At 61.6% G+C, this 12,462-nt stretch carries 8 protein-coding genes; 2 read left to right on the top strand and 6 right to left on the bottom strand.

Features of this window, described 5'->3' with window-relative positions; all coding sequences use genetic code 11:
* Positions 1–18: 18 nt before the first annotated feature.
* The 6 genes from AC1M7R_RS05675 to AC1M7R_RS05650 form a co-directional block, all read right to left on the bottom strand.
* Positions 19–1,671, bottom strand: coding sequence for an OpgD/OpgG family glucan biosynthesis protein (locus tag AC1M7R_RS05675; RefSeq protein WP_072395314.1), 1,653 nt, complete (start codon positions 1,669–1,671; stop codon positions 19–21).
* 169 nt (positions 1,672–1,840) lie between these two features.
* The gene (locus AC1M7R_RS05670; RefSeq protein ID WP_490610291.1) at positions 1,841–3,247 is read right to left on the bottom strand and encodes an ATP-binding protein; all 1,407 of its coding nucleotides are present in this window, start codon (positions 3,245–3,247) and stop codon (positions 1,841–1,843) included.
* Positions 3,244–5,046 carry a DAHL domain-containing protein gene (locus AC1M7R_RS05665; protein WP_490610290.1) on the bottom strand — a complete coding sequence of 601 codons (1,803 nt, stop codon included), beginning with the start codon at positions 5,044–5,046 and terminating at the stop codon, positions 3,244–3,246. Before AC1M7R_RS05665 ends, AC1M7R_RS05670 begins: the two co-directional genes overlap by 4 nt.
* Positions 5,043–6,002: a cytochrome-c peroxidase gene (locus tag AC1M7R_RS05660; protein ID WP_490610289.1), complete on the bottom strand. Its 960-nt coding sequence runs from the start codon at positions 6,000–6,002 to the stop codon at positions 5,043–5,045. The genes AC1M7R_RS05665 and AC1M7R_RS05660 overlap by 4 nt, the downstream gene beginning before the upstream one ends.
* Positions 6,003–6,044: 42 nt before the next feature.
* On the bottom strand, positions 6,045–7,919 hold the full coding sequence (locus AC1M7R_RS05655) for a putative bifunctional diguanylate cyclase/phosphodiesterase (RefSeq protein WP_072395306.1): 1,875 nt from the start codon (positions 7,917–7,919) through the stop codon (positions 6,045–6,047).
* On the bottom strand, positions 7,916–10,213 hold the full coding sequence (locus AC1M7R_RS05650) for a GGDEF/EAL domain-containing response regulator (RefSeq protein WP_076406341.1): 2,298 nt from the start codon (positions 10,211–10,213) through the stop codon (positions 7,916–7,918). Before AC1M7R_RS05650 ends, AC1M7R_RS05655 begins: the two co-directional genes overlap by 4 nt.
* 230 nt (positions 10,214–10,443) lie before the next feature.
* On the opposite strand from AC1M7R_RS05650, the gene nosR reads away from it, so the two are divergent.
* Positions 10,444–11,808, top strand: coding sequence for a response regulator c-di-GMP phosphodiesterase, NosR family (gene nosR / locus AC1M7R_RS05645; RefSeq protein WP_072395302.1), 1,365 nt, complete (start codon positions 10,444–10,446; stop codon positions 11,806–11,808).
* Between the two features lie 220 nt (positions 11,809–12,028).
* On the top strand, positions 12,029–12,445 hold the full coding sequence (locus AC1M7R_RS05640) for an NUDIX hydrolase (protein WP_072395299.1): 417 nt from the start codon (positions 12,029–12,031) through the stop codon (positions 12,443–12,445).
* Positions 12,446–12,462: the final 17 nt, after the last annotated feature.

Genomic DNA, 12,462 nt, shown 5'->3' with positions numbered 1-12,462 from the left:
CGTATGCTCGTCATGGGACTAGGCCTTGGGGGTGACGGGGGATGAGCGAAGGGACGCTTGCTGCGCCAGTGCCTGGGGTTTTGAGTTGAAGGGGTGGTACTGGAAGAGCCAGGTTTCGGAAAGCGTTTCTTTCCCAAGGCGCAAATACAGGCGCATCTCGACCGGCTCGCTGCCCTCGGCAGTCAGATCGAATTGAGCGTGCCAGTGCCCCGGCAGCCCGCTGCCTGGCATGGACGCGGTCAAAACGTTAGAGAACGATCCTCTGGACGCCCATAGCACGGCTTGTGGCTTCGTGTCGCAGGTCAGCGTTTCAAGCGGCGCTCCCATGAACTCCACAACGAATTTGCGTACTCCCTTGGGACGCGGGGAGCCTGGAATGCCCCCAGTCCCCAGGCGTGTGGCTACGCAGCGTGCCAGATTGCTGGGATACGGCTCATCGGAAAGCCAATGCAAACGATATTTCAAGCGGTAGTGATTGCCGGCTTCGGCGGGCTCCTTGGGGACCCACATCGCGACGATGTTGTCGTGGATTTCGTCGTCGGTCGGGATTTCCACCAGTTGTACGCTTCCTTCGCCCCAGTCCTCCAGAGGTTCTACCCATACGCTGGGGCGGCGCTGATACTGGACCCTGTCCAGATAATTGGCGAAAGATCGGTCACGTTGAAGCAGTCCGAATCCGCGGGGATTGTTGTCTGAAAATGCCGAAGCCATGGTACGTGCAGGATTGTTCAGTGGGCGCCAGATGTGCTCGCCCGTTCCCGTCCAAAGCGCCAGTCCATCGGAGTCGTGGACCTCGGGGCGCCAGTCGATAGCCGTCAGCTTGGCCGGTTCACCGAACCAAAACATGGACGTCAGCGGGGCGATGCCGAAGCGATCGATATCCTGGCGCAGGAACAGCTCGGCCTCGATGTCCATCAGTACCCCTTCGGTGCGGCTGATCACAAAACGATAAGCGCCACACAGACTGCTGCTATCGAGCAATGCGTAGACCGTCATGGCCGACTGTTGGTCATGGGTTGGCGTCTCGAACCAGAAGTGGGTGAAGTCCGGAAATTCTTCAGCCTTGCTCGCCGAAGCAACGTCCAGTGCTATACCCCGGGCTGAAATTCCATACTGATACTGTTCGCCAATGGCTCGAAAATACGAGGCCCCCAGAAAAGCCACCCAGTCGTTTTGTTTCCAATCGAGTTTCTTCTGGTTTCCCAGGCGACTTTCCTGGAATCGAAAACCGGCAAAACCGCTGTCGGCTCCAAGTGCCTGAGCGGGGCTGTCGGCAGGCATGCTGAATAGCGTCTTGTCGTAATCGATAGGTTGGGAGATGCCGTTGGCGATGACATGCATCTTGACCGGGACGCGGAAAAGGTCGCCCAGATGGAAAAACGTGAGCGGATATTTGCCGGGTCCCTTCGCGAACAGTGCACGAGTGGTGTCGAAGCGGATAAGACCTCGCGCGTTGTAGTCGATTTTCGATAGAGAGGATTGCGCAGGAGTGGCGGGCCGTACGTACGGTTTCATCGCCATTTTTTCGGCGAGCGTGATCAGCTTTTCGTAAGTGAAACGATTGGTGTCATCGATTTGCGCGGTGTCACCGACAGCCGTCAGGGGAAGCTTCAATGAGGCAAATGTTGCGCAAAGCGATGTGAACCTGAGCAGATCTCGCCGATTCAACATGGGAGCCTTCCCCGAGAGTGAACATTTGATGCAGGGATGTTCAATCGACAGGCAATGCTCGTCTACTGTCAAACCTGACAGGTATGGGTAGGCATCCGAAGGTTGGAGTCGATTATCCAGTGGCTGCAGGTATGCCTCGTCACGGAACAGGCGACTGCATCCGGATCGCTTACCCCACCTGCTTCATCTGCCGAACCGGCAACTCCACCCGGAACGTGGTGCCCACGCCGACCTCGCTGCTGACCGTAATCTCCCCATTGTGTTTCTTCACGATCCCATAGGACAGCGACAGACCAAGCCCCGTGCCCTGGCCGATGGGCTTGGTGGTGAAGAACGGGTCGAAGATCTTTTGCAGGGTTTCCGGCGGGATGCCCGAGCCGTTGTCGGCGACTTCGATCCAGACGCGATCACCCTCCACGCCGTTGCGCAGGGTGATGGTGCCGCGCTCCGGGCCGATGGCCTGGGCGGCGTTGACGATCAGGTTCATGATCACCTGGTTGATCTGCGACGGCAGGCACTCGACTTCCGGTAGAGGGGTGTACTCCTTGACCACGTCGGCCTTGTACTTGATCTCGTTGGCCACGATGTTCAGGGTCGAGTCCATGCCCTGTTGCAGATTCGCCATCTGCCATTCCTGGTTGGAGTCGACCCGGGAGAAGTCCTTGAGGTCCTTGACGATCTGTCCGACCCGGGCGATGCCGTCCTTGGACTCCTTGATCAGCAGCGGTATGTCTTCGACGAGAAAGTCCAGTTCCACCTGTTCGCGCAGCTTCGCCAGGCGCACCACCGTCTCCGGCGAGGCGATGGCCTGTTCGGCGCTGCCATAAGCCAGGAGCATTTCCTCCAGTTTGCCGAAGTAACCGTCCAGCGCCCCCAGGTTGGAGGAAATGAAGCCGATCGGGTTGTTGATCTCATGGGCGACCCCGGCGGCCAACTGGCCCAGGGAGGCGAGCTTTTCCGATTGCACCAGTTGGGTTTCCAGCATCTTGCGTTCGTCGATTTCCATCTGCAGCAAGGAGCTGGCCTGCTTGAACGCCTGGGTCCGTTGTTCCACCAGCTCTTCGAGCTTGTTCATCTTCAACTGTGCGCGGGAGGTCATTTCCCACTTGGTGGTCAGGGTGTTGGCCATCTGCTGGACTTCGATGTTGTCGAAGGGCTTCTTCAGGATCAGCAGCCGGTCATGGCCGTTCAAGCGGTCCAGTAGTTCATCCCAGGAGTAATCCGAATAAGCGGTGCAGACCACCACCTGCAATTGCGGGTCGCGTTTCCAGAGTTCCTCGATGGTCCTGGCGCCGTCCCAGCCCTCGGGCATGCGCATGTCAACGAAGGCCAGGGCGTACGGACGATCCTTTTCCAGCGCCTGCAGCAGCTTGTTCAAGCCTTCCTGCCCGCCATAGGCCGAGTCGAGTTCGAAGACCGGGCCGACAGGTTTCGGTGCCTCGCCGAACAGGGCGTTCTCCATGTCTTGCAGGTCCGTGTTGCTGTCGTCCTGGGGCGTGAGGATCTTGCGGAAATCGTCATGAATGGCAGGCGTATCGTCGATCAGCAGGATGCGCCGGTTGCTCAGGCTGTTCATGGCTCACCTTCCGCGAGTTTCAGGGGCACTTGCAACACGAACGTCGCCCCCGTGCCTGGCCCGTCACTGTGGGCGGTGAGATGGCCGTTCATTTCAATGGCCGCCAGTGCGCAGCTGTGCAGGCCGAAACCGTGGCCTTCCTTGCGGGTGGTGAAACCGTGGGCGAAGATGCGGGTCATGTTTTGCGCCGGGATGCCTTCGCCTTCGTCCTTGACGCTGATCTGCAGGGTCTCGCCATCCACCACTTGGGCGCTCAGGGTCATGTTCCGCGCATGATTGGACACCCCGGCCATGGCGTACTTGGCGTTGCTGATCAGGTTGATCAGGATCAGCAGCAGGCGGTGCTTGTCGCCCATGATCCGGGGTACGTCGCCGTACTCCTTGATCACGGTTACATGGTGGCGGGTCAGGGCACCGGAATTCATGCGCAGGGCGTCTTCGAGCAGTTCGCTGACCACCAGCGGCTCCATCAGGCTGTTGGCACCGGCGTAGGATTGCTGGGTGGAGACGATGTCCTTGATGTGGTCCACGCTCTTGCTCAACTGCGCCAGTTCATCGAGCAGGCCCTGCTGTTCGACCGCCATGGCCTCCACCAGCTGGTTGAGGTAGCCGGGCAGCAGCTTGCCCTTTTCGTCTTCGGTGAGGAAATGCCCCAGGTCGTGGGGGTGCTCGTTGATCAATTGCATCGCCTTGCCCAGCCCCTGGGCCTTGCTGCCGCGCAGTTTGCGGCTGACCAGGTCGGCGGAGATATTCACGCTGTTGAGCACGTTGCCCACGTTGTGCAGGACGTTGGTGGCGATCTCCGCCATGCCGGCCTGGCGGGCGGTATCCATCAGTTCGCTCTGGGTGTCCTTGAGCTGGCGGGTGCGCTCCTCGACCCGTTGCTCCAGCTCGTCGTTGGCGCTTTGCAGGGCGCTGTTGACCCGCTTGATCTCGGCGAAGCTGCGCACCAGCCGGATCGCCAGCCAGATCAGGATCAGCACCAGGAACGTGGCGAACACCAGCAGGTACACATGGTTGCGCTGGTGCTTGCGGGCCGCTGTCTCCTGGTCTTTCTCCAGCAGGTGGGTGATGGCGTCCAGGTGATCGGAAACGGGGACGGCTTCGATACCCTGCAACAATTCGTTGACCCGAGGTTGTTCGCGCAGGATCAGGGCGATGTGCCGGCTCAGGATATCGACCGAACCCCCCAGTCCCACCGGCAGGCGCTCTTTGTTGATGTCGAGCCGGTTCAGGCCCAGCAGCACTTCGGCGGCGACTTCAGGGGTGGTGAGATGGGAAAACTCCATGCTGCTGAGCAGCAGGTCGTAGGTATCGATGGTGACGCTCTGCAGTTGCAGTTTTTCCGTATCGGGCAGTTGGGCGAACTGGGCCTGGATGTCATCTTCGGCGGTCGGCAGGAAGGCCAGGGAGTTGCGCAGCACCGCATTGTGGGACTTGAACTGTTCCACCAGGCGGGTCTTTTCCTTGACGGCCTTGAGGTATTCGTCCCGCAGGCCCTCCCACCGCGAGGGTGTGTGGCGGCCCGGCTCCGACTCGATGGCGTCCAGGCGCTGCCACAGGCGCGTCATCTCGTGCAGCGGCGAGACCAGCGGGTCGTAGTTGTGGCTCAGGGCGATCCGTGACTTGAGCACTTCGTTGTCCCAGATGGCGTCCTGCTGCTTGAGCAGGCGGATCAGGTCCCGGGACTCGATGTACGAGGCGGCCTGCTGTGCACTGGAATTGACATACATGAACAGCAGGATCGAAGCGAGCAGGAGGCCGACAAGCAACAGGCTGATACGACGAAGAGGGCTCATAGGGGCTTGCCCTCCCATTCACCGGTCAGGGTCTTGAGGAATTCGACGATCAGCTCCGTGTCGTTCTTCAAGGGCTCACGCCCTAGCTGGTACTTGAACATCACCTGAACCGCCTGTTCCAGGGTCGACGCGGAACCGTCATGGAAATACGGGGCGGTGACGGCGACGTTGCGCAGGCTGGGGACCTTGAAGACCTGGCGGTCGGCTTCGTCGCCAGTGACGTTGAACCGACCTTCGTCGGCCCGGGCAGGGTGGCCCCGGTCCTGGATGTAATCACCCATGACGCCGAATTTCTGGAACATGTTGCCGCCGATGTTCACCCCCTGGTGGCAGGCGATGCAGCCGTATTCCTTGAAACGCTGGTAGCCGAACTTTTCCCTGGGCGTGAGGATATCGGTGTCGCCCAGCAGATATTTGTCGAAGCGCGAGTTGGGGGTCAGCAGGGTGCGTTCGAAGTCGGCCAGGGCATGCTTGATGTTCGGTTGGGTGACCCCGTCGGGGTAGGCGTCGGCAAAGTCCTTGGCGTAGCCCGGGTCGTCGGCGATGCGCTTGACCACGATTTCCCAGGTACTGCCCATTTCCGCGGGGCTGGTCACGACCACATGCACCTGTTCTTCCAGGGTGTCGACGCGACCGTCCCAGAACTGGTGGAAGTTCAGGCTGGCGTTGAACACGGTGGGGGTATTGACCTCCACCGGCTTGCCGTCGAAGCCCAGGGAAAACGGTTTGTCGTCGGCGCCGCCCTTGTCCAGGCGATGGCAACTGGCGCAGGACAGGGTGTTGTTGACCGATAGCCGTGGATCATGGAACAGGCGCTGGCCGAGCTGGACACGCTTGGGGTCCAGGGCAGGAATGGGAGGCAACGGTTTGAGCGGTTCGTCGAGGGGGGCGGCATGGGCGGTCAGGCCCAAGCCCATGAGCAGGCCGAGAGCCAATAACGATACAGATGACGCCATCGGATGCTTCCTTGAATCTCTGGGTGGATGAATCCTGGGGATTCATGAAAACGGGTTCGGACGTTGTTCCCACTCGGCTACCCACTGGACAAAGGCTTGCGGCTCCACTGCCCTGCTGAAGTAGTACCCCTGGGCTTCCTCGCACTGGTGGGCCTTGAGGAATTCCAGTTGCTCAAGGGTTTCCACGCCTTCGGCGATGATGTGCAGGTTCAGGCTCCTGCCCAGGCTGATGATGGTGCTCACCAGCTTGGCGTCGTTGCTGTCGATGCTCAGGTCGCCCACGAACGACTGGTCGATCTTCAGCACATCCACCGGAAATTTCTGCAGGTAGCTCAGGCTCGAATAGCCAGTACCGAAGTCGTCGATGGCCAGGCGTATCCCCAGTTGCTTGATGGCCTTGAGGACGGCGACGGTGGTGTCGATGTTCTGCATCAACACGCTTTCGGTGATCTCCAGTTCTAACTGTGTCGGGTCCAGCCCGGTTTCCTTGAGGGTGTGGGCGATGCCTTCTACGAAGCCTCGTTGCCGGAAATCGATGGCCGAGACGTTCACCGACAGGTACAGCGGCTTCATGCCCTGGGCCTGCCAGCGGCAGGCCTGCTGGCAGGCTTCCTGGAGCACCCACTGGCTCAGGGGCACGATCAGGCCGCTGTCCTCGGCCACCGGGATGAAATCCGACGGGTAAATCAGCCCGTGGCCGGGCCGGTCCCAGCGCACCAGCGCCTCGACGCCGACCACCTTGCCAGTGTGCAGGTCCAGCTTGGGCTGGTAATGCAGCACGAACTCCTTGCGTTGCAGGGCCAGGCGCAAGCCGGACTCGATGGTCTGTTGCTGGCGGGCCCGGCGGTTCATGTCTTCGGTGAAGAAACGGTAGTCGTTGGGCCCGGTCTCCTTGACGTTGCGCATCGCCGTCTCGGCTTTCTTGATCAACGCCACCGCATCGAAACCGTCGGCCGGGTACAGGCTGACCCCCAGGCTCGCGGTGACGGTCAGGTCATGTCCATCGATGGGGTGGGGCGTGCTGATGGCCGTCAGCAGTTTTTCCGCCACACCCTTGATCTGCTGCGGATCCGTGACGTCACCCAGCACCACCACGAACTCGTCGGAGCCGTAGCGAAACACCGAATCGGATTCGCGCACCACGGTAGCCAGGGTCCTGGCCACACGCTTGAGCATTTCATCGCCCACCGGATGCCCCAGGGCGTTGTTGATGCGCTTGAAGCGGTCCAGTCCGATGAACATGACCGCCAGTTGCCGGTCATGCCGGCGGCACTGGGCCATGGCCTGGGTCAGGCGATCGCCCAGCAGCATGCTGTTGGGCAGCTCGGTGAGCACGTCGTATTGCAGCAGGTGCGACACCTTGAGCAGTTCCTGGACCCGCTCCTCGATGGTGCGCTCCAGGCTGCGCATCTTGCGCGCCGCATCCTGGGCCAGTTGCCATTTCCAGGTCATGGCACTGGCCATCTGGCGGATTTCCAGGGTGTCGAACGGTTTCTTGAGGATCAGCAGCTGGTCGTCGAATTCGATGCGCTCCGACATGGTTTCCCAGGTGTAATCCGAAAACGCCGTACACAGGGCGATCTGCAGCCGCGGGTCGGCTTCCCAGAGACGCTCGATGGTCTGCAGGCCGTCCCAGCCCGGCGGCATGCGCATGTCGGCGAACACCAGTGCATAAGGCTGGCCTTCGGCCTGGGCGCGCTTGACCAGTTCCAGGGCTTCTTCGCCCTGATAGGCCGAGTCGATCTGGAACTGCAGCCGGCTCACCTGGGGCGTGCCGAACAGCAGGCTCTCGGTGTCGTCCAGCGAGTCGTCGCTGCCGGCGCTGGGGCTGAGGATCTTGCGAAAATCCTGGTGGATCGCCGGCGTATCGTCCACCACCAGGATTCGCCGGTTGGCAGGTACCGACATAGGGTTCATGGATTGCTCTCCGACAGCTGGCTCGCGGGCCGTGTCCAATGATCCGTCACGGGAACGATGGTACCGGCCTTGAGCAGTTCTCCGGCCTGGCCGCTGTCCACCACCGTGCTGAAGTAGTGACCCTGGGCCAGGATCGGCCCGCCGCTGCCGCTGGACATCAGCGTGGTGCGTTGCTCCTGGGTCTCGACGCCTTCGGCAATGATCCCGATGCCCACGTCCCGGGCGAAATTGATGATCGCCCGCAGGGTCGTGGCGTTCTCGGGGTCGGCGTTGGCGCTGTCGAGAAACCTCTGGGCGAGCTTGAGGTGGTTGACCCGATAGGTCTTGAGGTAATCGAAGGAGGAATACTCGGTGCCGAAGTCGTCGATGGCGATCTGCACGCCCAACTCGCACAGCCGCGGCAGCACGTCGTTGTGGGTCCACTTGGTCTGGGCCAGGGTGGCTTCGGTCACGTCGAAGCGCAGGTCCCAGGGCGCCAGTTCCCAACGTGCGGTGGTGCGCAGGACATCGTAGATCAGCTCCGGGCCGGTCTTGAGCTGGGTCAGGGACAGGTCGATGGCGATGACCGGGGGCGCCATGCCCTGGTCGCGCCACTGGCGCATCTGCTGGCAGGCCTGGTCGAGCACCCAATGGCCGAGGGCGACGATGATCCCGCTCTTCTCGGCCGCCGGCATGAACGCCGAAGGTTCCAGCCAGCCCCGTTCGGGATGCTTCCAGCGCACCTGGACACCCATGCCCAGGATCTTGCCGGTGCCGAGGTCGACCTCCGGCAGGTAGTGCAACTGCAACTCGTTGTTCTCGATGGCCTGGCGCAGGTCGTTGGTCAGGGTGACCCGGTCGGTAACCTCCTGGTTGATCTCTTCATTGTGGAAGTGGTACTGGTTCCGGCCTTTTTCCTTGGAGCGGTACAGGGCCATGTCGGACTGCGCCATCAGGCTGTCGGCGCTCGGGCTCTGGGGGGTGTACAGGGCGATGCCGATGCTCACGGAAATCCGCACATCGTTGCCGTCCAGGGAGTAGGGCGCCACCAGGGTATCGCGGATCTTGGCCGCCAGGGCCGCACAATGGGTCGGCTCGTGGACGTCCAGTTGCAGGATGGCGAACTCGTCGCCGCCCAGGCGCGCCACCACATCGTTCTCCCTGGTACAGTCTTTCAGGCGCTTGGCGACCTCCTGCAACAGCAGGTCGCCGATGGGGTGGCCCAGGGTGTCGTTGATCCGCTTGAAGTGGTCCAGGTCCAGGTAGAACATCGCAAACGGCGCGGCGCCCCGACGCGCGGCGGCGAAGGCCTGGTGCAGGCGCTCGATCACCGTGGCGCGGTTGGCCAGGCCGGTCAGGCTGTCGGTGCGGGCCAGCAGGGCGATCTTTTCCTCGGCCAGCTTGCGTTCGGTGATGTCCAGGATGATCCCTTCCACCTCCAGGAGCAGGCCCTGTTCGTTACGCACCGGAATGTAGCGGTTTTCCACCCAGCGGAACGAGCCGTCGCCGGTGCGCATGCGAAACTCGATGGAGGCCCCCGTCGTGTCACGATCCAGCACGCGCACCATGGCCTGGTCGATCTTGGCCTGGTCGTCCGGATGGATCAGCATCTGTGCCCATTCAGGCGAGTTGACCAGTTGCGCCGCCACATGACCGAACTTGGTGATGTTGTGGGAGATGTACATCAAGGGAAACGGCGGTTCGCCGCGCAGGCGATAGAGGATGGTGGGGCTGTTCTGCACGATGATGTTGGCGTCCGCCAGCTCCCGGGTGCGTTCTTGCACCGCCTGTTCGAGCATGTCCATTTTCAGCGCGGCGTCTTCGGTCATCTGCCATTTGACGGTCAGGGTGCTGGCCATCTGGCGGATCTCGATGGCGTCGAAGGGTTTTTTCAGGATCAGCAGGCGGTCGCCCAGTTCGAGACGATCGGCGATGTCCTCCCAGGAATAGTCCGAATAGGCGGTGCACAGTGCCACTTGCAGCTTGGGATCGACGCGCCACAGCCGCTCGATGGTTTCCAGGCCATCCCAGCCAGGGGGCATGCGCATGTCGATGAAGGCCATGGCGTAGGGCTGGCCCTGTTCCAGCGCCGTTTCCACCTTGTTCAGGGCTTCCATGCCCTGGAAGGCCGAATCGAGGATGAAACTGTGGCTGGCCGCCGCCACCGGAGCGCCGAACAAAGCCTCCTCGGCACTGCTCAGGCTGTCTTCGGGGGCCTCCTGGGGGCTGAGGATCTTGCGGAAATCCTCATGGATCGTCTGGGTGTCGTCGACGATCAGAATCCGCCGGTTGGCCTTGTCCAGGGGCAGGCTCATGGCCGTGCACCGGGGAGATGCTGACGATTGAACCGTGGGCACATCGGATATCCCTTTCACTGGCATGAGTAATCTGGCCTGTACTTGGCCCTTCATGGGGTACAGCATAGTCGTCCGATCGGGATGCGCTCGGCCAGTGATGGCAAATCGTGCCTAAATCTTCGCGATCTACTAGCCTGTTCTTATGCGGGGGTGGGTAGAACTGTTGTCGTTTACAGGAGGGGGTAGCTATGGAAGATCAATCGCCGGACGTTCCGGTCACGAAGCCGACGGTGCTGCTGGTGGATGACGAGGAGTCGATTCTCAATAGCCTGCGGCGTTTATTGCGTAGCCAGCCTTATGAGATCCTGCTGGCCGACAGCGGTGCCAAGGCCCTGGAAATCCTCAAGGAGCGGCCGGTCGATCTGGTGATGACCGATGCACGCATGCCCAACATGGATGGCGCCACGCTGCTGGCGCACATTCGCAAGCTGTATCCGTCGACGTTGCGCATCCTGCTCACCGGCTACGCCGACGTAGACATGATGACCAAGGCCATCAACGAGGGGCAGCTCTATCGCTACCTCAGCAAGCCCTGGAACGACGAGGAACTGGTGCAGGCGCTACGCCAGGCCCTGGCCCACCAGCATTCGGAAAACGAGCGCCAGCGCCTCGAAGCGTTGAACCGCGAGCAGAACCAGCAGCTCAAGACCCTCAACGCGACCCTGGAAAAGCGCGTGGCGTCACGCACCGCCGAGCTGCAGCAGACCGCCGACATGCTCGACCTGGCCTATGAAGAGCTCAAGCGCAGTTACGTGACCGGTACCGAGGTGTTCTCGCTGATCGCCAACCTGCGCCTGCCCAAGGCCAAGCAGACCAACCGGCAGATCATCGAGCTGATCCGGGTGTATAGCCGGCTGCATTTCCTCGACGAGTCAACCGACCGCGACCTGACCATGGCCGCGGCGCTGTACAACATCGGCAAGCTGAGCTGGACCGACAACATGATGACCACGCCGGCCGACCTGCTGCACCACAACGAGCTGGAGCTGTATCGCGCCTATCCCAAGCAGAGCGAATCGCTGCTGATGACCCTGGACCCGATGAAGGACGCGGCGCGCATCATCCTGCATCACCAGGAGCGCTGGGACGGCAGCGGCTTTCCCGACCATCTCAAGGGCGAGGCCATTCCCTTCGGTTCGCGGCTGTTGAAGCTGGCGGTGGACTTCATCGAGCTGCAGCGCGGGCTGATTCTCGAGCGACAGATGAACAGCGACGAAGCGCTGGTCTACATCCGCAAATATGCCGGCAAGCTGTACGACCCGGACATGGTGGAAGACTTCATCAAGGCCTGTGGCGAATACCTGGAAGACGTGACCCTGTCCGACCCGACGGTGAAGGTGATGAACACCCGTGAACTGACGGCGGGCATGGTCCTGGCCCGTAACCTGAACGCGGATAACGGCATGTTGTTGCTCAACGCCGGCAAGGTCCTGAGTGCCCCGCTGGTGGATAAGCTCATCGCCTTCGAAGCGATGGAAGGGGCCCGGTACAGCGTATTCGTCAAGATTCCCGAGGAAGCGGACCCTGCCGCGCCGAAGCCGATGCTGGGGTAAACGGAGTCTGACGGGTGCCTGGGCTGCTGTTCGTTCGAGCGTTGTGCAGAGGCATCGTGGCGAGGGAGCAAGCTCCCTCGCCACGATGCCTCTGCTTTAATCGATTGCATTGCCTTGCATCAGGCGGGATCTGCGGATCCTGAAACGGGCATCCGGCTTTGCTCCCCGCCACTTCGGTCTGTAACCTTGGCGGCATTTTTTGCGTCGAGGCCGAGCATTCATGAGCACTTCCGTTATTCGCATCGCCGCCGCCCTGTTGATCGGGCCGGACGGTCGTACCCTGCTGGTGCGCAAGCGTGGCACCCGTGCCTTCATGCAGCCGGGCGGCAAGATCGAGGCCCATGAACAACCGGTGCAGGCCCTGGCCCGTGAGCTGGACGAAGAGCTAGGCCTGGCCATCGATCCGACGCAGGCCCGCTACCTGGGGGCGTTCAGCGCGCCGGCGGCCAACGAGCCGGGGTTTGTCGTAGAGGCGCAAGTGTTCCTCTTGAGCATCGATGCCCCGGTGTCGCCCGCCGCCGAAATCGAGGAAGTGCGCTGGATCGATCCGGCCGGTGACGGAGGGCTTTTGCTGGCGCCGTTGACAGGCGAGGCGATCCTGCCGTTTTATCGAACCACCTGTCTTGCGACCTGCTGACTCAAGGATCGATGCCC

The sequence above is a fragment of the Pseudomonas sp. MS01C9 genome (assembly GCF_058202755.1).
The sequence above is the reverse complement of the archived record's forward strand: the minus strand, read 5'-3'. Positions and strand labels throughout refer to the sequence as shown.